We start from the raw sequence: 25243 nt of genomic DNA, 5'->3' as shown, positions 1-25243 counted from the left end.
GCGAACGGTCGGCACCGGCCGCTGTCGGACATCATGCCCAGGCTGTGCAGCAGCAGGAATTTGTCCTCGTGCAGCAGCAGGTTGACTCCGCCGACGATCGCCGCGTCGCATTCGCCGCCGAGCAGGCTGCGCCGTGCCAGATGCAGCGCGGTCAGCGACGCCGAGCACGCGGTGTCCACGGTGAGACTCGGGCCGCGCAGACCGAGGGTGTAGGAGGTGCGATTGGCGATGGACGACGGGATCGAGGCCACCGCGACCGGATCGCCGTCGCGGGTGGCACCGACCCCGAGCAGCCGGTAGTCGCTCCAGGTGGCGCCCACGAACACCCCGACGCGGCGATCCCGCACGGCCGGGTCGGTGTGGTGATATCCGGCGTGCTCCAGCGCCGCGTAGGCCTGCTGCAGGAACAAACGCTCCTGCGGGTCCAGCAGCGGCGCCTGGACCGGCGGAATGCGGAAGAATTGCGGGTCGAATCCGCCCACGTCGCGCAGGAAGCCACCGATCATCGGGGGCGCGCCGGGGGCCTCCCCTGCGGCGGTCAGCCACCAGCGTTCGGCGGGGACCGGTCCGACCGCGTCATGCCCGTCACGCAGGTTGCGCCAGAACTCCTCGATGTCCTCCGCGTCCGGATAGCGGCCGCTGATTCCGACGATCGCGATCGGCTCCTCGGCGCCGGTGGACACACGGTGCTCGTTCGCCGACACCGGTTCGGCGGCAGGGGCGTTCGCCGAGGGAATTGGCGGCTGTAGTCGTGTTCGCAGGGTTTCGGGCTCCCCCCATACCGCGGCGAAGTGGGCGCGGTTGGATGTCGTGCAGGACAGCAGCAGGTCCAGGCCGGTCGTGGTGGGCAGCAGTCCGACACCGGCCCGCCGCAGTGCGGTGATCTGTTCGGCAGGCGGGAGCATGCCGCCCTCGGCCCACAGCGGCCAATTGATGCTGATCGTCCTGTTTCCGGCCCGGTCACGCTGTTCGGCGAAGACGTCCAGATAGCGGTTGGCCGCCGCGTAATCGGCCTGCCCGGGGTTGCCCAGCACCGCGGAGACCGACGAGAACAGCACCGTCAGGCGGACCTCCGGTAGCGCCCGGGTCAAGTGCCCGACGCCGGAGACCTTCGGTGCCAGCACGGACCGCGCCGCGTCACGGCCGGTGCCGGACAACAGTCCGTCGCGCAACTGTCCCGCACCGTGGTAGAGCACGTCGACCGGTCCGAAGGTGGCGTGGGCGATCGCGGCGACGCGTTCGGCGTCCGCGGCGATCGAGACGTCGGCGCGCACGTGCACCGCTTCCGCGCCGAGGTCGTTGAGGTCGGCGAGCAGACCGGCGGCCGCCGCGTCGAGCGGACGGCGGGACACCAGCACCAGCCGGGCGCCGTACTCGGTGGCGAGGCGGCGCGCCAGATGCCGGGCGATGCCACCGAATCCGCCGGTGACGACGACCACCGATCCCGGACGCAGCGCCGCGTCGCCGGAACTCGTCGTGGCGTCCGTCAGCAGGCGCGTCCGGCGGATCTCACGTCGGCGGCCGTGGTAGCGGATCTCGGTCGCCGGGTCGCGTTCGTCGATGCCCAGCTCGGTGGCCACGATCTCGTCGATCGGCGCGGCGGGGTCGCGCTGGACGGCACGCAGAATCGGTTGCGGCTGCTCGAGCCGCAGCGTGCGGGCGAGACCGCCCAAGAGGGCGCAAGTCGATGCACCCGCGGGGCTCGCGGGCGTGATCGCGAGCACCCGGCGCACCGGCGGTTCGGAGATCCCGGCCGTCGCACGCAGCAGATCACGCAGCGGCAGGTACACCCGCTCGATCAGCGCCTGCGGGTCGTCTTCGGTCGCGGATTCGGGCCACAAGTACAACGCGGCGTCGAAGTGGAGCCGACGGGCCGTCAGCTGTGCGACCAGCAGCTCCATATGTTGTTCGTTCACCGGGTCGACGAGGAAATCGTCTGCACCGGAGCGAAATTCACCACCCTGCCGCACCCGCACGACCGTGGCAGCCCCGGGGTGGGGGTACGGGTGGTCGGCAGTGTCGAAGACGAGCAGGCTGGTCGGTTCGCGACGCGGGTGGGTGGTGGTGTCGGGTTCCCAGTCGAACCCGAAGGTGATCAGGTCCTCGCCGGCCGCGGCGGCGTGTCCGGTCTCGGCTGGGGCAGAGATTTCTGGTGCGGGAGCCGCTGTCGAGGCGACCGTTGCCTGGCCCGAGTCGAATCCTGTCGAGCCTGCGAATCGTTCAGAATGTTCGGTGTCGATTTCGGATTCCGGCGCAGCCATGGTGACGGCAGCGTCTGGCCGGTAGTTCCCGCCGACGGTGTCGGCGAGGTGTCCGGCGAGCGCTTCGATGGTCTGGTATTCGAACAGCAGTGTCGGGTAGAGCGGTTCGCCTACCCTGGCCTCCAGCTCCGCGGTCAGCCGCAGCAGGCGACCGGAATCCAGGCCCAGTTCGTAGAACCCCACGTCCGTCGCGATTGCGGCGGGATCGGCGCCGAGTTCACCGGCGACCAGAGCGGCCAAGTCGGCGGTGATCACGGCACGGGGGTCACCTGACGGCGTCACCGGAGCCGAATGGGTGCCGGATCGTGGTGCGGGTTGTGACCGGACTACCGCGTCGGTCCGCGTCAGCAACCGTCGAATGTCCTCGCTGCCCCGCACCCGTTTGGACGTCAGCCGGTAACGCGCCACCGGCGATCCGTCCTGGTCGTAGAGCGCCACATCGGCTTCGAGCAGGTCCGGGCCGCCACCGCGGACCGTGGCCCGCACGAAGACCTCCTCGGGGGTGGCCCGCCAGGCGCGGACGTCACCGAAGTAGATCGGGATGAACGCGCTCTCGGCGTCCACGCCCAGCCGGTGCGGGTCGATGAACGGCACGATCGTGGAGGCATCCAGAAACGTGGGATGCAGCAGGAAGCCGGGCAGATGCGCGGCGGCTTCCGGTCCCAGCCCCATCGTGGCGGTGACCAGGTCGTCGCGGCGGGCGAAATGCCCGGTGGCGCGCATGAACTCGCGATGTTCGATGCCGCGGCTGCCGCTCTGGGCGTACAGCTCGGTCATACCGCGGTCCCGCGCCGCCGCCCGGAACTCGGCCACATCGATGCCGCTCGGTTCGACCGACGAATCCGATTCCACCACAACGCATTCCGCGACCGGCTCGATCGCCCCGGCTGGTGCGCCCGTCGAGTCCAAGCGCTGCACGTCGATGGCGACACGTCCGGTGGGACGGTCGATCCGGAACGCGATGCGTACCGCGTCGTCGTCACCGAGAGCCACCGGACGCTGGAACAGCGCTTCCCGGATCGTCAGGTCGCCGGGCCGGTAGCCGGCCGACATCGCCGCCCGCAGGATCATGTCGAGATACACCACGCCGGGCAGAATCCGGACACCGTGCACGCGGTGGTCACGCACCACCGGGTCCTCGGCCCGCAGGGTGGTGGCGAAGCTGTCCAGGTCGATCCCGCTCATCGCAGCGGCTCCACACGGAGGAACGACGGCGCGGGCGCGCTCTGCGTCATCGGGACCACGATGCGTGGCGTGGGCTCCGTCGATGTGCTGGAAACCGTTTTCGGCAGCATGAAGCTCCTCTTGCGGAAGGCAGGTGGATCCAGGGGGCGGCGCGTCGGCCGGTGCCCGTCGGGCGCCTGCTCGACGACCAGGTGGGCATTGGTGCCGCCGAAGCCGAACGAGCTGACGCCCGCCGCGCGGGGCCTGCCGTCGGCGGGCCGCCACGGGCGCAGTTCCCGGTTGATCCGCAGCGGCGAACCGGCGAACTTGAAGCGCGGATTGAGGTTGTCGCAGTGCAGTGACGGCGGCAGCGCCGCGTGGTGCACGGCCAGGATCGTCTTGACGGCCCCAGCGATGCCGGCCGCGGAGAGCAGATGCCCGATATTGGTTTTCACGCTGCCGACCGCACACGGCTCCGGGCCGCGCGAGCGGTCGCCCAGCACGGTCGCCAACCCCTTCAGCTCGATCGGGTCGCCGATCATGGTGCCGGTGCCGTGCGCCTCCAGATACGACAGGGCATCCGGCGACATTCCCGCTGCCTCGAGCGCCGCGGTGACCACCTCGATCTGCGCCCGCATATTCGGTGTGGTGATGCCCATGGTGTGCCCGTCGTTGCCGATCGCCGAGCCCCGCAGCACCGCGTAGACCCGATCGCCGTCGGCGAGCGCGTCGTCGAGCCGCTTGAGCAGCAGCAGCGCCGCGCCCTCGCCCGGCACGAAACCGTCCGCGTCTTCGGAGAACGTCGCGCACCGGCCGTGGGGTGAGAGCACGCCCGCCGCCGCCAGGGTGACGAACGGCAACTCGTCGAGCAGCACCTCCACGCCACCGGCCAGCGCGGCGTCGACCTCTCCGGCGCGCAGTGCCTGGCAGGCCAGGTGCACCGACAGCAGCGACGAGGAGCACGCGCTGTCGAGCACGACATTGCCCGCGTGCCAATCGAAGAAGTCGGAGATGCGCGCGGCGATGAAGTTCTGCCCGATGCCGATGATGGTGTGCCGATCGGCGACCGGGATCCGGTGGAAGTAGTTCGCCGAACGACTGCCCGCGTAGACGCCGACCCGCTTGCCCGCCAGCTCGTCGCGCCGGTATCCGGCGTCGGAGGTGGCCAGCACCGACGCCTCGAGCAGCAACCGCTGCAATGGGTCCATCTGCCAGGCCAGTTCGTCGGTGACCCCGAAATACTCCGGATCGAACAGATCGACACCGTCGACGAACCCGCCCCACTTGCTGTTGGTCAGACCGGGGCCGCCGCCGGGGCGGTAGAAGCGGGCGGGATCCCAGCGCGCCGGGTCCACCTCGCGGATGCCGGACTCGCCCGCGGCGAGCAGCCGCCAGAACGCGTCCGGGGTGTCGCCGCCGGGCAGGCGGCAACCCATGCCGATCACGGCGATGGGTTCGGCCGCTCGGCCGCGGCGGGCGTCGGCGGCCCAGGTGGCCGCGCTGAGACGGGACTGTGCGGTCTCCCCCGCGCGCGGCGGATCATCCGGGGTCGGCTGGGGATCAGCCGCTAACTGCGACGACGGTTCGGGCGCGAAGCGTTCCGGGAACTGCTCGGTCAACAGACCCGCCAGCGCGTCCAACGTCGGGAATTCCAGCACCAGCGCCGGGTCGAAGGGCCGACCGACGACCTGCTCGATCCGGCGCACCGCCGAGGCGATCAGCACCGAGTCCGCGCCGTACTCCTCGAACCGCTTGTCGCCCTCGAAACGGGCCGGGTCCAGCTTCAGCTCGTCGGAGAAGATCTGCAGCAGTTCCCGATACGCCACCGCGGACCCGTTCGCCACTGCGGACCGGGCAGCCGCCGCGGACGTCGTCTCGCGCGCGGGGGGCACACTCGTGCGCGTCGAAAGACGCAACAGCGCGCCGTGATACGGCAAGACCACGGGAGTGTCCGGCAGGCCCAGCACGGCGTCGAGCAGTTCGAACCCCTCCGCGGCGGTCAATGCGGGCAGGCCGGTAGCCCGATAGGCCGCGGTGGTCACCTCACCGAACCCGGTGTCACGGAACGACGGCCAGTTCACCGACCGGAACCACGGCCGTCCCGCGGCGTGCTGGGCCTCGGCGAAGCGGTCCAGGTGCGCGTTGGCCATCGCGTAGTCCGACAGACCCACCGCCAGACCGGGCAGGACGGCCGACACCGACGAGAACAACACGAAGAAATCCGGCCGGTCGGCGGCCAGCACGTCGGCGAGGACGGCGGTGCCCGCCAGCTTGGGCGCGAGCACGGCCGCGACGGCGGGGCCGGTCTTGCGCACGAACGCCGGACTCTCGGTCGAAACGCTTCCCGCGCAGTGCAGCACGCCACCGATCGGGCCCAGTTCGCGCCGCACCGCGTCGAAGAAGCCGGACAAGCTAGTCTCGTCGGTCAGGCTGCCGAAGTAGGTGCGCACCGCGACGCCTCGATCACGCAACGCGACCAGCCGCCGCACCTTGTCCGCCAGGGCCCCGGCCCCGGCGGCCACCTGATCCCATTCCGGTTCGGGCGGCAGCGGTTCCCGGCCGAGGATGGCCAAGCGGCGCGCTCCGCGCTCCACCAGCGCCGAGGCGAACTCCGCGCCGAGGCCACGCGTGCCGCCGGTCACGACATAGGTGCGGGCGGGGTCCACGACGAGACCGTCGCGAGGCGTCGCGTCCGCCAGTTCGACCGCTTCGCGTACTCCGCCGCGATACCGCACTCGCGGCGCCCTGTCCTCGGCGGCGCCGCTCTCCGCGCCCAGGATCGCCAGCAACCGGGCCGGATCGGCGCACACCGCGTCGTGCTCCGCGACCACGTGGACGCTGCGGGTGCGCACGTCACGGATTTCTTCGGCGAGCGCGGCGACCAGACCGCCCAGCGGCGCGGACTCCGGGCCGCCCGCGCCGGGGTGGCCGGCGGTGACGTGCACCAGCGTGAGCGAACTGGTGCGTGCCTCGATTACGCCCTGGTAGAGCCCCATCCGGCCGAGGTCGCCGGAGGGACGGCCGGACGGCGCGGGAACGAGGTCACACACGTCCAGCACGCAGTCGGTGTCGGGGTAGCGCGCCGCCAGCGTCCTTCCGAGTGTCGCGCCCGCGGCGAAGTCGTCGCGGCTCGGGTCGCCCGGCACGTCCGAGATCCGCACCAGACGTCCCGGATCGCCGCTCGCGACGCCCAGCGCCTCGACCAAGTGGTGTGGGGTCCGTGCGTCGTACACGACCAAGGTGTGCCGGGAGCGCAGGTCAGCGCTGGGCAGCGGAGCTTCCCGCCAGACCGGAACCAGCGATCGTCGTTCCGTAAGCGCGGGTCGGGCGATGGGCGTGGGCCATTGGGCTGATCCGGACTGCGGCAGTGGCGTGAACTCCGGCACCGATTGTCGACCCGGCGAGGTCTGCGGCCGGGTGGTTTCTGGTAGTGGTGCCGACCCGTGCCTGGGCGGGGGTTGCGGCGACGGCATGACCGTATGGGGCGCGGATTGCCCAGGGTCGGCTTGCGGCAGCGGAGTCATCTGCGGTGTAGAGCTGGGCCCGTAGCGCGCAGGATCGGTCATCGAACCGGATCCCGGCACCGACGGGCGCAGTGATGCGGCCCATAACGATGGTGCGGACGCGTCTTGCGACCCCTGCGCGGTCCGCGAGGCCGGGCCGGATTGTGAGCCCGGGACAGGTTGCGGCGCGGGCGCGACGTCCGGAATCCAGTACCGCTCCCGTGCGAACGGATACGTCGGCGCGGGAATACGGCGTCGAGGTCCAGGATCGCGGACGGTGCTCCAATCGATGTCGCCGCCGCCGAGCCAGCGCGCGAGGCGGGAATCCTCCGCCGCGTCCCGGCACGACCGGGCGCCGGGCGCGTCGTCGACCCACCCGCGGACGGCGGCGCGCAGCTGGTCGATGTCGCGTGCCACGAACGCGGCGCGAGCACTGCCGGCTTGACGGCCGACCTGCATGGTGTATGCCAGATCGGCGAGGTCGGGTTGCTGGGCGGCCAGGAAACGGTCCAGCGCCGCAACATAATCCGCGAGCCGTTCCCGGTCGCGGGCCGAGACCGGGACCACCTGCCCGCCACTGAACCGGGTCCGCGGCCTGCGGTCGAAGTACTCCTCGATCACCACGTTGGCGTTGGACCCGCCCGCTCCGAACGAACTCACCGTCGCCCGACGCGGCCGGGCAGGGTTTCCGCCGGGCCACGGCAGCGGCTCGGCCGGAATCCGGAACGGAGTGGCCGCGAAGTCGATATTCGGATTCGGCGGTGTGGCGTGCAGCGACGGAACGATGACCCGGTGGCGCAATTGCAGCAGCACCTTCGTCAGCGCCGCCACACCGGCCGCCGCCTCCAGGTGGCCGAGATTGGACTTCACCGAACCGATCGGCAACTCGGCCATTCCGGCGTTACCGAAGACTTTCGCCAAACCGGCGATCTCGATCGGATCGCCCAGTGCGGTGCCCGTGCCGTGCGCTTCGATGTAGGACACCGACGCCGGGTCGACCCCGCCGACGCGCAGCGCCGAGCGGATCACCGCCGCCTGCACGTCGGGATTGGGCACCGTGAACCCGTTGACACGGCCGCCGTGATTGATCGCGGTGCCCCTGATGACGCCATAGATGGTGTCGCCGTCGGCTTCGGCGTCCGCCAGCGGTCGCAGCACCATCGCGCCGACACCTTCACTGGCCACATACCCGTCACCGCCCGCGCCGAAGGAGCGGCAGCGGCCGTCGGTGGAGGCGAACTGTCCCTGGCTGAGCGCGACGAACTTGTAGGGATGCAGCGACAAATTCACGCCGCCGACCACCGCCAACCGGCATTCGCCCGTGCGAATGCTCTGACAGGCCAGGTGCAACGCGGTCAGCGAGGACGAGCACGCGGTGTCCACCGCCATGCTGGGCCCTTGGAAGTCCAGGGCGTGCGACACGCGGTTCGGGATGCTCCAGAACGTCGAGCCCGGCAGCGTGCCGCGCCCGAGCCGGGACTCCTCCGCCCCGAACATCTGGTAGGTGCCCCACATGACGCCGACGAACACCCCGGCCTGCTCCGGTCGCAGGCCGCCACGGGCCAGGTCGGCCCGGGAATGACCGGCGTCCTCCAAGGCGGCCCAGGCGGTTTGCAGGAACAGCCGCTCCTGCGGGTCGAGTATCTCCGCCTCGCGCGGGGAGATGGCGAAGAACAGCGGATCGAAACAGTCGACGTCGTCGAGGAACCCGCCCCACTTGGTGTAAGAGGTGAACGGGTTGTGCCGGTCCGGAACGAAATAGCGGGTGTGGTCCCAGCGGTGCGGCGGGATCTCGGTGACGCAGTCGCGTCCCTCGATCAGCACCCGCCAGTACTCGTCGAGCCCGTCCGCGCCCGGATACCGCCCGCTTACGCCCACGATCGCGATATCCCCTACCGCGTCGGGATGATGGCCGGACTCCGAGTCGGCGGCCGTGTCCGGCACGGTCGGTGCTGCCCATGACGCGACCGAGTCGGCCGATACACGCGGCGTCCTCGGTTGCTGTTCGGAATTGAGCTGTCCGTCGGCGGGCGGCAGGTCGGCAGCGGCCGACGCGCCGTTCGCGGGCGTCGTGAATTCGCTGTCCGGCACTTGCGGCAGGACGGCTCCGTTCGGCGCAGTCGAGGTGATCCCTGGAACCGGGATGTCGTCGCCCGTGGGAGCGGGCGTCCGTGCCGTGCGATCGGACGAATCGCCGTGCTCCGGCGCGAACGGCTCTCGCACCGACTCCAACCGCACGAGCAGGCCGGCGACCGCGCGCGGTGTGGGGTACTCGAAGGCCAGCGTCGCGGGCAGTCGGTGACCGCTGGAGCGCGACAGTTCGTCGCGGATCTCGAGGGCCGCGACCGAGTCGAGCCCGAGTTCGTGCAGGGGGCGATCGAGATCGGCGCCGGGCGCCAGTCCGAGGCAGCGCCGCACCAGGGATTCCATTCGGGCGGACAGATCCGTGGCATCGGCAGCGTCTTCGGAAGCCGCAGGGACAGCTGCCACCGAATCCAGCAGCACGTCCGGTACATCGATGGCCGGTCCCGGCAGCGCGAGCGGCATCGTCGTGACCGCTGCCGCCGTCGCCGAATCGATCAATTGGCCGAGCGTGTCGAAGGCCTGCTCAGGACGTAACATGCCGTAGCCGCGCCGGGCGAGCCGCTCCACCGCGCCGCCGCTGAGCCGCTCGATCATTCCGGTGTCCGCCCACGGCCCCCACGCGATCGACAGCGCGGGCGAGCCCGACAGATTTCGCGACTCGGCCAGACCGTCGAGGAAGGCGTTGGCGGCGCCGTAGCTCGACTGGCCGGGCAAACCGACCACTCCCGCGGCAGAGGAGAACAACAGGAAGAAGCGCATCGGGCGAGACATGGTCAGCTCGTGCAGGTTCCACGCTCCGAATGTCTTCGGCGCGAGAACCCGCCCTACCCGTGTCGCGGTCTGTTCGGCGATCACCCCGTCGTCGAGCACTCCGGCCAGATGCACCACTCCCGCCAGAGGCGGCAGCTCGCGGTCGATCCAGTCCAGCGTGGCCGCCACGGCGCCACGATCGGTGACATCGAGCGACCGCACCGTGATCCGCGCTCCACGTCCCCGCAATTCGGCGATGACCGACTCCGCCCGAGCGTCGGGCGCGGACCGCGCCGCGAGCACCACCTGCGGCCGGCCCCGGTCGACCAGCCAGCGAGCCAGCCGCAACCCCACACCACCGAGGCCACCGGTGATCAGCACCGTCCCCGTGCCGGACACAACTCCGAGGCCGCCCGGCGAGGCCGCCAACGGCACGAGCCGCGGCGCGCGCATGCTTCCCTCGCGCAGCGCGAGCTGGCGCGGTGACGAGGACGCGACAAGGGCGTCGGCCACTGTGTCGATATCGGCTTTGTCGTCGAGATCAACTATCCGACAGGTGATTTCATGATGCTCGAGCTGTGCGCTGCGGGCGAAACCCCACAGCGCTGATTGCTCCGGCGCCACCAGGTCGGAGGCATCGACCCGCTGCCCGCGACGGGTCAGCAGCCACAGTGCGGGCTCTCCCGCCAGTGCCGCGGCCTGCACCAGATGCATCGCACCTACCACCAGACCTTCGGCGCGGACAGGCGCGGGTGCGTCGTCGGCCGACAGCGCGATGGCGGAGACGATCCCGCGCAGCGGTACGCGTCCGTCGCCGACCGCCCCGAGTAGCGCACGGACCGCCGCGGGCACGCCCAGGTCGACCTCGAACTCGTTGTGGCTTCGGAACGCGAAACCACGACCGGGCCGAGCGAGTACGCAGTCCGCGCCGCGCGCCCGCAAGGCGTCGGCGAGACCGTCGGTGAAGTCTCCGGCCGCACCGATGACCAGCCAGCGCCCGGTCGCCGTGGCCGGTAGCACCGATTCCGCCTCGCGCCAGTCGATTCGGTAGGTGTCCGCGACCGACCGATCATCGGGTACACGGGCGGGCGCTTGCCCGGACGAGCTCGGCGTGGGTGACGGCATCACTCGCAATCCGTTCGCGACCAGCACCGGACAGCCCTCCTCATCGAGCAGTCGAACATCGGCGACACACAGCTGTGGCGTCTGCTCGACGACGCGCACATGGCCGAATCGAACGGTGCCCGCCGCGACCGAGACGAGCACCCGGTCCACGGCGAACGGCACCCACGTGCGCTCGGCGGCCCGCGGCGACATCGCCGCGTATGTCGCCTGGAACGCCGCGTCCAGCAGAACGGGGTGCACGATGCCCGCGCCGTTTCCGGTGTCGGGATCCGTCAGCGTCACCAGGGCTTCGTGCTGCCCGAAGCGCACGTCGGCGATACGGCGGAACGCAGGACCATAAGGCAGGCCCGCTCGGGCCAGCATCTCGTAGAGGTGCACTCCGGCAAGCTGTTCCGAACACCGGGCAAGGACCTCCGCCGGGCTGGAACCGGCCGGAACGCGGTGCGTCGCGCTGAGGAGGCGGGCACGGGCGTGGATGCCGGATCGCTGCGTCGTCACCTCCACCGCCCACCCGTCGCTGGACGGCTGAAAGCTCACTCGCACCTGCCGCGGACCGGTCAGCGTGAGACCGCTGGTGATCACGAGGTCATCGATCGCGATGACGTCATCGGCGACGAGTTCGCGCGCGGTGTCGGCGATGGTCGCGACGAACCAGGCGCCCGGCACGACGACAGCCGAATTCACGACATGGTCGGCCAGGTAGCGCGGGGAATCCGGTCCGAGCGTGAAGCCGAAATATGTTGTTGTATCCGTTGATTCGGTGGGCGCTGCTTGTTCCTGGGGAACGGCGGCCGGAATCGCGGTGTCGGCGGCTCGCATCGGGCGGCTCGTCTGCCCGAGGGAAGCCGTGCTGGAACCCGGCAGCGCGTGCCCGGGTCGGGCGGGAAGGCTCGCGTCCGGCGTGGAAGCCGCGCCGCCGGGGTGGTCTGCGGGCGTGATGCCTGAACTGGGAAGCGCGTGATCGGATCGCGCCGCAACGGTAGGCGTGGAGTCCGGACTCGGAGCGCCCATCGGGGATAACGAATGCTCTACGGTAGCGACGCTCGAGGTCGTACACAGGGCGTCGCCGAGCGGGGTGATCGCTGCGTCGTCTCGCGTCGGTGTGGCGCTCGGCCCCGGGAACACCCCGGTGTGCGCCGGGAGATCCCGGTGCCCTGCGGCAGCGCTGCTCGGTGCCGGAAGCGCGGAGCGGGATTCGATCCAATAGTGCTGCCGCTGGAACGGATACGTGGGCGCGAGGACCCGCCGGTGGTCGTGCGGCCGGTGAACTCGTTCCCAGTTCACCGGCAGGCCACCGACATAGAGGTGGCCGAGCGCCGTCATCATAGTCTCGCGATCACCGCGTCCGCGGCGCAGCGACGCGATGAACCGTACCGAGTCCCCCAGCACTCGCCCGCCGAGGCCGGACAACGTCGGCTGCGGACCGATCTCGAGGAATGCCTCGATCCCCACCTCGGCCAAGGCGCGCATGCCCTGGGCGAACTGCACGGGCAGACGCGCGTGGCGCGCCCAGTACTCCGCGGTGAGCTCCCCCGGGCGCAACGGCGCACCGGTGACATTCGAGACCAGCGGAATCGCGGGATCGGTCATGGTGGCACGCGCGGCCGCCGCGGCGAGGTCGTCGAGGATCGGATCCATCGCCGCGCAGTGGAAGGCATGCGACACGGTGAGGGCCGCGGTCCGGATGCCGTCTGCGGACAACCGGTCGCGAAGCAGGTCGAGCGCGGCTCGCTGCCCGGCGATCACCACCTGAGCCGGCCCGTTGTATCCGGCGATCGACGCCGCCGGTTCATACCGCGCCAACAGCGGCGAGATCTGCTCGGCGGAAGCGTCGACCGCCAGCATCCCGCCCCCGTCCGGCAGGCGCTGCATGAGCCGGCCGCGCACGGCGACGAGCCGAAGAGCGTCCTCCATGGTCATGGCGCCCGCGGCGCAGGCGGCGACGTACTCCCCGACGCTGTGCCCGAGCACCGCCGCCGGGGTGATCCCCCAACTCCGCCACAGCTCCCACAGCGCCCATTCGACGGCGAACAACGCGGGCTGGGTGAACACCGTGCGGCGCAGCAGCTCCGCGCCGTGCTCGCCGTACACGGCATCCAGGAGCCCGACGCCGTCCTCGATCGGTCCCAGCACCGCGTCGCAGTGCCGCAGTGACTCACGGAAGACCGGTTCGGAGTCGTACAGCTCGCGCGCCATACCGGGGTACTGGGATCCCTGACCGGTGAACAGCAGCCCCACCTTCGTGCTCGCTGTTCGCGCCACCCGGCCGCGGAGCAGGGCAGGCGACCGGTCCCGCAGGTGTCGCGCGGCGGCGGCGCCGGTCTCGGCGACCACCGCGAGCCGTTCTTCGAAATGGTCGCGGGCGGTGGCGGCGGTGTAGGCCAGATCGCCGAGGTACGCGCGTGCGGAGTCGGCTTCGTCCGCCCAGCGTCGCGCTGCGTCGGTGAGGGCGGTTTCGTCACGTGCGGAAAGTACGAGTACCTGCGGGGTCGGTGATTCCGGGCGCGCTGCCGGTGCCGGGTCTCCCTGCGTCAAGACGACGTGCGCGTTGGTGCCGCTCATTCCGAAAGAGCTGATCCCGATCGCCGGTTCGTGCCCGGTGCGCGGCCAGTCTCGCGCCTCGCGCACGACTTCGATCGGTGCTGCCGACCAATCGATCAGCGGGTTCGGTGTGTGGAAATGCAGGCTCGGCGGTATCCGGCGGTGCTGCAACATGAGCACGGCCTTGATGACTCCCGCGACACCGGCCGCACCCTCGGTGTGCCCGATATTGGTCTTGACCGACCCGATGAGCAGCGGCTGCGTGCGTCCCGCGCCGTACACCTCGGCCAGCGCGGTGGCCTCGATCGGGTCACCGAGCGGGGTGCCCGTGCCGTGTGTCTCGACGTAGTCCACCGCGTTCGGCCGCATGCCCGCCCGGTCCAGCGCGTCGGTGACGACGCGTTGCTGGGCCGGACCGTTGGGCGCGGTGAGCCCGTTCGATCGCCCGTCGTGATTCACCGCGACGCCACGAACGACGGCCAGCACCCGATCGCCGTTGCGGCGGGCCTCCGACAGCCGGGTCAGCACCAGCATGCCGCAACCGTCGGCGCGGACGTATCCGTCGGCGTCGGCGTCGAACGCCCGCGACCGTCCGTCGGGCGACAGCGCGGCCAGACGGCAGAATCCGATGGTGGTCTCCGGAGCCAGCTGAAGGTTGACACCGCCCACGAGCGCGAGATCGCAACGGCCTGCGCGCAGGCCGTCCCAAGCTGCTTGCAGCGCTACCAGTGAGGAGGAGCACGCCGTGTCCAACGTCATCGCCGGGCCTTGCAGCCCCAGCACGTAGGCCAGCCGCCCGGCCGCGACGCTCGGCGCGGAACCGATCACCGAGTAGGCGCCGATCGCGGTCGGATGGGCGGCCCGGACCGGCGTTGCCGGGTACTCGCTGAAGCACAGTCCGACGAACACCCCGGTGCGGCTGCCCGCCAGACCGCCGGGTGCGCGGCCGGAGCGCTCCAGCGCCTCCCAGCTGGTCTCGAGCAGCAGGCGTTGCTGCGGGTCCATCGCGCGTGCCTCCGACGCGCCGATGCCGAAGAAGGCGGGATCGAATTCGTCCGCGCCGTCGACGAAACCGCCCCAGCGCGTGTACATCTTGCCCAGGGCGGCCGGGTCGGGGTCGAAGTAGGCGTCGATGTCCCAGCGCTGCGCGGGCACCTCGGTGATCGCGTCGCGGCCCTGCCACAGCAGATCCCAGAAGTCCTCCGGCGTGCGCACCCCGCCGGGGAAGCGGCAGCTCATGCCCACGATGACGATCGGGTCGTCGTCGTGGTGGGTCCGATCGCTCTCGTCTGTCGAAATGGACGCCGAAGCACTCTGCTGCACAATTGGTTCCGGCGTAATCGCCTCGGGCGCCGGCGGTGTCTGCGTAGTCGCCTCCGGCATCTGGGATGTCTGTGTCGTCGACTGCGAAATCCGCGATGCGGGCGGCGCCGACGTCATCGACTCCGAAATGCTCGCTGTCGGCACAGCCCTGTGCTCGTCATGGGCGAGCCGCCCCCACCCGGCCGCATCGTCCACGGTGGGCGCGGCCGCGCCCTTACGGTGCAGAAACCGTGCGATGTCACGCACCGTCGGGTAGTCGAAGACCAGTCCGGCCGGCAGCGGCATCCCGATCTCGGCGGCAAGCGCTGCCCGCAATTCCATCCCGGTCAAGGAGTCGACTCCGGTGTCGTGGAACGGCACATCCGGGTCGAGTTCGCTCGCCCGATCGAGCACCCGCATCGCGACGCGCTGCACAAGCGCCTCCCAGGCAGCGACATCGTCGGACGCGCCACGGGTTTCCGAGGCGCGGACGCCGCGGGGAGCCGGGAGCCCGGGGCCGACGAGGGTTGTCTCGGCCTCCGGCTCGCTCCGCAGCGGCGCGGTCGTTCCCGCGACGTGGCCAGCGCGGTTCGCGTGCCACCGCTCCGGCACGAATTCGAAGACGCCCGGGGTGGTGCTGTCATGTCGAAGGAGATGCGTCAGCGCCGCGGCCGCGTCGTCCTCGTACAGCGGCGGTAGACCGCGCCGCACGAGCCGCGCGGTGACATCGGCCCGGCCTGCGGCCATACCCACGTCGGCGAACGGCCCCCACGCGATGCTCAGCGCGGGCAGTCCCTCGGCACGACGCCGCCATGCGAGCGCGTCCAAGGCCGCGTTGGCCGCCGCGTAGTTCGCCTGACCAGGGGTGCCCAGCACGCCCGCCACAGACGAATAGGTGAGGAAGAGTTCCAACGGCTGGTCGCGGGTGAGCTCGTCGAGGTGGCGCGCCGCGTGATATTTGGGTCCGAGCACGGTCTCGAACCGCGACCAGGTCTGCTCGGTCGCCACACCGTCGTCGAGCACTCCCGCGCAGTGGACCACGCCGCGCAGCGGCGGGAACCCGGAGTCCGCGATGTCCCGCAGCAGTGCCGTGACGGCTGCGCGGTCGCTGACATCCGCCTGGCGCGCCGTCACGTGAACGCCGTTGGCGCGCAGCGACTCCAGCAGCCGCGACCCCGCCGCGTCCGGTGCGCGTCTGCCGACCAGCACCAGGTGGCCGGCTCCGTGGTCGGCCAGCCACCGTGCGGCCGCGGCACCGAGACCGCCGAATCCTCCGGTCACCAGGTAGGTGCCCTCGGTCAACCGGTCACCATGCGCGGCGCCCGGGGTGTCCCTGCCGAGCAGGACGACGCGGCCGGGATGATTCCGCTGCGACATGGCGCGGAACGCCTCGGCGGCCCGCTCGATACCGTGCACCGCGTGCGGCAGCGCACGCAATGCACGCTGCTCGAACAGCGTCATCACGCTGCGCAGGATCGCGCCGAGCCGTCGCTGGTCCACAGCGGCCGGATCGATCTCCCGGTGATCCACACGACCGCTCCGGGGGGCGGTTGCGGTCTGCACCGGGTCGACCACCTCGACGAGTCGACCGCCCGCGTGCAAGACCTCGGAGGCGTGCGCGGCGAAGTCGTCTCCGAGGGTGTGCACGACGACGTCCATTCCGTGCGCCGCGGTCGCCGCTCGGACGTGTTCGGCCAGATCGTTCTCCCGCCAGGTATCGATACGCGCGACCGGCAAGCCCGCCTTCCCTGCCCAGCGACACAGTGCGGCGGTCGCGAACACCTCGGCGCCGGCGTGCACGGCCAGTTGCACAGCGGCCATGCCGACGCCGTCGGCGGACGCGTGCACGAGCACCCGGTCCCGGGCTCGCACGCCGCCGACGTCGAACAGCGCATGCCATGCGGTGGTGTAGGCGTACGGCACGGTCGCGCCCTCGGCGAAGGCGAGGTGATCCGGCAGCACGGCGACCGTGCCCTGGTCGACCGTCACGTAGCGAGCGAAACTGTCACGCGCCAAAGCGACGACACGGTCGCCGACCGCGAGACCCTCGACATCCGCGCCGACTGCGGTGATCCGGCCCGCGCATTCCGCACCCAGCGGCAGCACGCCATCCGGATGTATGCCCGAGGCAACCCACAGGTCGGGAGCGTTGAGGCCGGTGGCGGCGACCGCGATTTCGACCTCCCCTGCGGCCGGAGCGCGGCGGGCACCGGATTCCAATCGCATCCGGTCGAATTCGCCGGAGCGGTGCGCGACCAACCGGTAGTCATCGGAGGGCGCGGGACCGGCGGCGAGGCGAGCGGTCAGCCAACGTCCGTCGCGGATCGCGAACTCACCGGCGGCGCGGACGCCGAGCAAACCCTCGACAATCGTGCTGTCCTCGAGGAATTCGGTCGGCAAGTCCAGCAACCGGCACCCGAACTCGGGATGCTCGGTGGCCACTGCGCGGCCGAGGCCCCACAACAGAGCCTGATCGGGATCCGGCCGGTCGGCTGGGGTGACGCGCTGGGCGTTCACGGTCAACAACCACAGCGCGGCAGGCTGGTGCGCTGCCGAGTCCACCGCGCGCGCCAACCGCAGGGCGGCGTCGACGCGGGTCTGCGCGGACACCGTGGTCCAGGCGAAGACGACGCCCTGCACCGAAGGCAGGGTGGGGAAAGTGGAGGCTGCGTTCTCAGGGCGAACGACCACGGTCGCGGCGCCTCGCTCGGCCAGTCCGGCGGCGACGGTGTCGCCGACCGGCCCGTCACCGAAGACCAACCAGCGGCCCACGGGCTCGTCCCGGGCAGGCGCGCCGCTGTCCGCGGGAACCCATTCGACGTGATGCAGCAAGCGCGCGAGCCTGGAGGGATCGGTCCCGGCAACGGCTTTCGGCGCGGCATCGGGTTTCGCCGCCAGCAAGCTGACCCCTTCCAAACTGGCGAGCAGCCGCCCGGACGCGGAGTGCAGTGTCGCGTCGCCCACGACAACGCGCGCACCGCGTTCGGTCACCCGCACCCGGCACAGGACGGTCGTATCCGCGACAGTCCGGCTACCGAAGAATCGAGCACGATCCATCCCAGAGGGCAGGAACATCTCGTTCGCGGCGGCGGTCACCACGATGCTGTGCAGGCAGGCATCGAGCAGGATCGGGTCGAGCATCGCCGAGGCCTTGTCCGGCAACCGGAACACGGTCTCGGCTTCGGACTCGCTGATCCGCCGGAACTCGACGGCGCAGCGGTAGTCAGGGCCCAGCTCGAGGCCCAGCCCGGCCAGAGTGTCGTAATAGGCGGGCCATCTGCCCGCGTCCGCGCCGGCCGCCACACCCGCGGGCGGTTCCGGCGGAGCCGTCGCGGCGGCGGAAAGTTTCGCCTGCGCATAGCTGGACTGAGCATCCTCGGGACGGACGAAGCGCACCCCGTACCCGTCCGGGCCGGGATCCAGCGTCACCCGCACCGTCGACTCGGCGGCGACCTCCAGCGGCGCGATCAGCCGCAGCTGGGTGACGTCCCATGCTCCGGGCAGCTCAGCGGCGATTTCGTTCAGCTGAGCGCACAGCCAGGCCGCGGGCACTGTCGGCACACCACGCAGCCGGTGCCCGTCGAACATCTCCGGGGTGAGCCGCAGGGTGCGCGACGAGTGCGTGCCCTCCGGGCGTGGTGCGAGTTCCAGCCAGTGCCGTTTGCGCTGGAAGGGATAGCTCGGTAGGTCGATATGGCGCCACGAACGTTCGGAATACACCGTCACCCAGTCGATCTCGACACCGCTGACATACCGGCGCGCCAGCTCTACCGCACCGCTCGACATCTCGGCTACCGACCCGCTCGCGGTGATCCCCGCGGCGACATCCTCGAGCGCCGCGCGCAGCTGTGCGGCGGTGTCGAAGGCGATCGCCACCCGCTCGCCGAAATGGGTACGGCCTACCGCCGCGGACGCGCACAAATCCCCCAGTGCCGTCTCCGGGTGGGCGGCCAGGAGATCCCGGTAGCGTACCGCAAGTTCGCGTAGGGCATCGGTGGTCTTCGCCGAGAAAACCAGCAGGTACGGCCCGGAATCGTCGGCGACACCGGCCTCGGGCGCCCGCGGCGCCTCTTCGATTACCACATGCGCGTTCGTCCCGCTGATCCCGAACGCGCTCACACCCGCCCGTCGCGGCCGCCGTGAACGCCGCCACGGACGCTCCTCGGCGACCACGCGGATCGCGACCGAATCCCAGTCGATATGCGGATTGCCCGAACGGAAATGCAGCGAGGCGGGAATGCGCTCGTGCCGCAGGGCCTCGATCACCTTGATGATGTTGGCGATGCCCGCCGCCGCCTGGGTGTGGCCGAGATTCGACTTCACCGAGCCGATCCACAACGGCGCGGCCTCGGTGCGGTTCTCCCCCAGCGCGGAGGCGAGCGCGTGAACCTCGATCGGGTCACCCAGTGCCGTGCCGGTGCCGTGCGTCTCGACGTAATCGATATCCGCGGCCTCGACCGCCGCGTCCCTGAGCGCGGCGCGGACGACCCGTTCCTGCGCCGGACCGTTCGGCGCGCTCAACCCCTGACTACGCCCATCGGAATTGACCGCCGATCCGCGCACCAGGGCCAGCACCCGATCGCCGTCCCGCTGCGCGTCCGCCAGTCGTTTGAGCACCAGCACCCCCGCGCCGTCACTCCAGACCACGCCGTCGGCGCGCGCGTCGAAGCTCTTGCACCGGCCGTCGGCCGCCAGACCGCGCGCCCGCGCGAAGTAGATGTCGAGCGAGGGTGTGAGGACCACGGTCGCCCCACCGGCCAGCGCGAGATCGCATTCACCACTGCGCAGGCTGCGCACCGCCGTGTGCACCGTCACCAGCGACGAGGAGCACGCGGTGTCGATGGTGAGGCTCGGACCGTGCGCGCCGAGGAAGTACGACAGCCGACCGGAGGCGACGCTGGACAGGTTGCCGGTGCCGAACCAGGCATTGGGGGCGACATCGGCCCGCGCCATCCGCTCGGCATAGTCATTGGACATCAATCCGACGAAAACGCCGGTCTTGCTGCCTTCCAGGCGGCTCGCCGGATATCCGGCGTGCTCGAGTGCCTCCCAGGCTGTTTCGAGCAGTAGCCGCTGCTGGGGATCCAGCATCCGCGCCTCCCCGACGGAGATGTCGAAGAATCCGGCGTCGAATTCCTCGACACCGTCGACGAAACCGCCCCAGCGCGTGTAGGTCTTGCCTTCGGCATCCGGATCCGGATCGAAGACGGCGTCCACATCCCAGCGCTGTGCCGGGACCTCGGTCACCGCGTCGGTCTCGGTGGCGAGCAGGCGCCACAGGTCGGCAGGACCGCGAACACCACCGGGATAGCGGCAGCCCATGCCGATCACCGCTATCGCGTCGGCGTAAACGCCTGCATCAGAGTCGGCTTCACCCGATGTGAGGTGAGACATGTTGGGGGTAGTAGGTGTAACCGGGAGTTCGGTGGGGTACAACGGGGTGGTGAGCTGCTCGGAGATGCGCGTGATCGGTCGCTGCGCGGCCTGCTCGCGCGCCCTCGAGGGCGGGGCGTCGCGCTCGCGCGCGGACTTCGCGCCGAGCCGGGCGATTTCCTCCGACACCGCGGCGACGGTCGGATGATCGAACAGCAAGGTCGCGGGCAGGCGTACCCCCAGATCGGCCGCGAGCGCGTTGCGCAGTTCCACGGCCATCATGGAATCGAGTCCGAGTTCACGCAGGGGGGTACGGTCGGATACGGCCGTCGTGCGACCGAGCGTCGTCATGACGTGCGTACGCACCAACTCCAGCAGTTCCGCCGGGTCGCGGGGGTCCTGGATGTCCTGCGAGTCGACCTCGGAGACCGTTTCCGGTTCCGCCGAAACACCCGCGATAGCGGGGAATACCGCGACGACTCCCTCTGCCGACACCAGCGAGCGCAGCGCGCGAGCACCGTCGGCGGCGGCCAGTTCGGCGACGCCGTGGCGCACCCACGCCCGACGGGCCGCGTCACTCAGGCCCCCGGCCATGCCGGTGCCCGCCCACGGACCCCACGCGATGCTCACCGCGGGCAGCCCTCGAGCCGAGCGCAGGCGGGCCAGGCCATCCAGATAGGCGTTCGCCGCGGCGTAGTTGCCCTGCCCCGCGGTGCCCACCACAGCGCTGACCGACGAGAACAGCACGAACACGTCGAGCGATCTACCCGCGGTCAGCTCGTGCAGATGCCAAGCACCCGAGACCTTCCCCGCGAATACCCGCTCGATGTGCCCCGAGGTCTGCTCGATCAGCAGGGCATCGTCCAGCACACCAGCGCAATGCACCACCCCGGCCAGCCTCGGGAACTCGCCGCCGAAGCGAGCGATCAACTCGGACAGACCGTTCCGGTCGTCGACGTCGACCACCACATTCTCGACGCGCGCACCGAGGGCGGCGATTCCCGCCAGCTGCGGCTCATGCTCCGGGCCGGGCGCGCTGCGACCGGCCAGCACGATGGTGCCCGCCCCGGCCTCGGCCAGGGTCCGCGCGGCTGCCGATCCCAGCGCTCCACGCCCCCCGGTGACCAGATACGCTCCACCGCGATCCAGCCACGGGACTGCCTCGACGTCCTCGGTGGTCTGCATCCGCATCGTGTACCGGTGACGTCCACGCAAAGCGACCGCGTCCGCTGCAATGGATCGGATTTCGTCTACCAGCCGATGGTCGTCGCAGCGGGCGCCCACGGGGAGGTCGATCAGCCGGCAGCTCAACTCGGGCAGTTCCGTCCGCGCCACCGCGCCGAGTCCCCACAATGTCGCGGCAGCCGGACGCACGGGTTCCCCGGGCAGCGCTCCGGTGGCGCCTACGGTCACCAGGTACAGCGGTCCGCTGTCGACCGTCCGAGCCATTGCCCGCACCACACCGAGTGCGAACTGCGTCTCCACCCGCGCCGCGTCGGCGCTGTCGTCCGCCTCGGCATCCGCGAGGTAGATCACCGCCCCGTGGCCGTCGGGCCAGACGTCCGGATCGGTCGTACGGTCCACCGCCACAGAGTCTGTGCCCGCGGACCGCAACGCGGCGGCGAGCCGGTCCGCCTGCGGGCCGACGCCGATCACCAGCGCGTCGGCGAGATTCCGCTCGCTCGGACGTGGCGCGGCGGACTCCCAAGTCGGACGGTGAATGAGGCCGGACATACGATCCCGATCCTGCGATCGCCCGGCAGTGCCGGACTCGGCGAACCATACGTCTTCGATATCGCAGACCATCTCGTCGGCGGTATCGAAGACGGTGATGCGAACTGTGCGGCCGGTGCGCTGCGCCAGCGCCCACGCCGTCGCCCCCGCGTCCGCGCCGGACAGCCGCAGACGGCCTATGCCAACCGGCAATCGGTCCACGTGACCTTCCCCGGACACCAGGGCCAGGCCGGTTTGTACCGCGGCGTCGAGCAGACACGGCAGCCAGGCGTCCGGTTCGTCCGCCAGTTCCGCCGGACGCGTGAGTTCGGCGAGCACGCTGTCCGCACCGAGCCGAAGTCGTGTGATCCAGCGGAACCGTGGACCGAACGTCAACCCGCCGTCCGCGCATCGTCGGTAGAACTCGTCCACGTCTCCGTCGGTGGACGACGCGAGCCGTGCCGAGGACAGCTCGCTCGCATCGCGCGGCCGATCCGAGGCGGCTCGAACGGCCGCGGACACCGCGGTGACGCTGCCGTTGCCGACTTGGAAACGAACTTCGGTGCGGTCTCCCGCGTCGGATACGAGCGGCTCGGCCAATTCCTCCAGCGGCACCGGCCGAGCGGCGACGAAGTCGATCAGTTCGTGGCCGGTGCCTCCGGCCGCACGCAACGCCCGCAGCGCGAGTTCCGCCGCCGGGACCACCGCGCGACCCCGGAAACGATGCTCGGCAAGGTAGTCGATGTTCGGCGGCGCGCCCGCGATCGGCACGAAGAGCCGCTGTCGTTCGAAAGGGTAGGTGGGCAGGCCGTTGCGCCGCCGCGCGTCACGGGGCACCACCGCCGTCCATTCGATCTCCGCGCCCGCGCAGTACAGGTCGCCCAGACCGGTCAACAGCACCTCGTCGTCGGCGGATGTCCGGCGCATACTCGGCACCCACAACGCGTCGGGGGCAGTGTGCCGTCCGAACTCCAGCAGTACCGGCTGCGGTCCCACCTCCACATAGGCGTCCACACCGAATTCGGCGACCGAACGCACACCCTCCGCGAAACGGACGGTGCCACGGGCGTGCGCGCGCCAATACGCGCCATCCATCGGGCTTTCGATCCGCGCGCCGGTCACGTTCGACACCAGCGGAACCGCCGCCGCCCGCGGGCTCGGCACCAACTCGGCCACCGCGGCCCCGAAGTCGTCCAGCATCGGGTCCAGCAAGGGCGAGTGGAAGGCGGTCGCGCCGGGCAGTCGCACAACGCGAATTCCGCGTTCCTCGGCTGCCCGCATCACCCGGTCCACCCCGTCCGCCGCTCCGGAAACGACGAACTGTCCAGGACTGTTGACCGCAGCCACCGACACACCCGCCGCGAGTTCATCCAGCAGCGCTTCGAACTGCGCGGGCGCGGCGAAGACCGCCGCCATCGCCCCGCGTTGCGTCACCGCCTGCATCAACCGGCCGCGCTCGGCGGCCAGACGCAGCCCCGCAGCAAGGTCGAACACCCCTGCGACGGTCGCCGCAACCAGCTCACCGAGACTGTGTCCCAGCACCACATCAGGGCGAATACCGAACGCCGACCACAGTTCGGCGCACGCCCATTCGATCGCGAACAGGGCCGGTTGCGCGTATTCGGTGCGGGTCAGCAACTGCTCGTCCGCATCGAACAGCAGCGACCGCAAGCGAATCCCGCCGGGCAGCGGCCCCAGTAGCTCGTCACATCGATCGAGCGCCGCGCGGAACGCCGGATATTCGCGGTCGAGCGCCGCACCCATCCCCGCGTACTGGGCGCCTTGCCCGGTGAACAGCATCGCGACGCGCGGCTTCCCGGACACCGGGTCGGTCGACCGACTCGAAGGGGTCGCGAGTTCGCGCGCAGCCTCCTCGACCGTTCGCGCAACGACCGCGCGCCGGTGCGCGAAATGCGTGCGTCCCAGCGCCGCGGTGGCGGCGACGTCGGCGAGCGGCACCTCGTGCCGGTCCAGGTGCTCTGCGTACCGGCGGGACAGCGCATCGAGCGCGGAAGAGGTGCGCGCCGAAAGAACGAGCAGCGCAGCACCTTCGGAATTCAGACGCGGCTCCGGTTCGGGTGCCTGCTCGAGCACTACGTGCGCGTTGGTGCCCGCGAAGCCGAACGAACTCACCCCCGCCAGCCGCGGCCGCTCGGTGCGCGGCCAGGCGGTCTCCTGGGTGGGCACTGCCAGCGCCGTGCCGTCGAGCGCGATCTTGGGGTTCATTGTGGCGAAATCGTGCTGGCGTGGGATTCTTTCGTGCTCGAGCTGCAGCACCACCTTGATCAGCCCGGCAATGCCCGCGGCCGCCTCGAGGTGCCCGATCTGCGACTTGACCGAACCCAGCAGGCACACCGACCCGTCCGCCCGCGGCGCGCCGAGTACCTGGGACAACGCCTCGATCTCGATCGGATCGCCCAGCGGTGTTCCGGTGCCGTGCGTTTCGACATAACCGACCTGGTCGGCGGTGCACCCGGCGTCGGTCAGCGCGTCGCGTAGCAACTCGCGCTGCGCCGTCGGGTTCGGCGCGGTCAACCCCATGGACCGACCGTCGTGGTTCACACTCGACCCCCGGACCACGGCCCTGATGACGTCGCCGTCGGCGATGGCCCGCGAAAGCGTCTTCAGAACGACGACACCCGCGCCCTCACCGCGCACATAACCGTTCGCCCGCGCGTCGAAGGGCCGGCAGTGCCCGTCCGGCGAAAGCGCGCCCATGCGGGCCAGCGCCTCCGAGGTGAGTTCGGATTGCAGCAGATTCACTCCCCCAGCCAGCGCCACGTCGCACTCCCCCGCGCGCAGGCTGCGGCACGCCTGGTGCACGGCCACCAGCGACGACGAACACGCCGTATCGATCGTCACCGCGGGGCCGCGCAACCCCAGCACGTAGGACACCCGCCCGGCCACGATGCTCGACATCGTCCCGGTGAGCGTGTGCGCGTCCACCGAACTCACCCAGTCCGGCGTGATCGTGCGCTGGTATTCCTGCCAGCTGACGCCGAGGAAAACCCCCGTGCGCGCCGCGTCCGGGCCGTCCGGCGCCAGTGCGGCGTCTTCCATGGCCTCCCAAGCGACTTCGAGCGCCAGTCGCTGTTGCGGATCCATCGAGGCCGCTTCGCGTGGCGCGATGCCGAGGAACTCCGCGTCCATGGCATCGATCGGACCGGCGAGCATTCCGGCCCGTCGCCGCGCTCGCCGAGGCGCCGAATCCGTTACCGTCCAACGGTTTTCCGGCGCCTCGACGATCGCGTCGCGGCCTGAGGACAGCAGTTCCCAGTACTGCTGCGGGGTTTCCGCGCCGCCAGGCAAGCGACAACCGATCCCGACAATGGCGATCGGCTCGCGCTGCGGCCGTGCCTCCAACTCCTGAATTCGGCGGAGTGCCCGCGTCAGCAAGACCCGTAGGTCATACCCATCTTCCGACAT

General features: G+C 70.6%; 2 protein-coding genes (1 of these 2 cut by a window edge). Both read right to left on the bottom strand.

Annotated elements, in window-relative coordinates; all coding sequences use genetic code 11:
- Positions 1-3446 carry the 5' portion of a thioester reductase domain-containing protein gene (locus M8859_RS26960; protein WP_249644994.1) on the bottom strand. 8650 nt of this gene lie to the left of the window's left edge, so only the first 3446 of its 12096 coding nucleotides appear in the window; the start codon lies at positions 3444-3446; its stop codon lies beyond the left edge, outside the window.
- Positions 3443-25243 carry a type I polyketide synthase gene (locus M8859_RS26955; protein ID WP_249644993.1) on the bottom strand — a complete coding sequence of 7267 codons (21801 nt, stop codon included), beginning with the start codon at positions 25241-25243 and terminating at the stop codon, positions 3443-3445. Before M8859_RS26955 ends, M8859_RS26960 begins: the two co-directional genes overlap by 4 nt.

The sequence above is a fragment of the Nocardia sputi genome, assembly GCF_023501985.1.
Note: the sequence above shows the minus strand (reverse complement) of the source record. Positions and strands in the feature narration are given on the sequence as shown.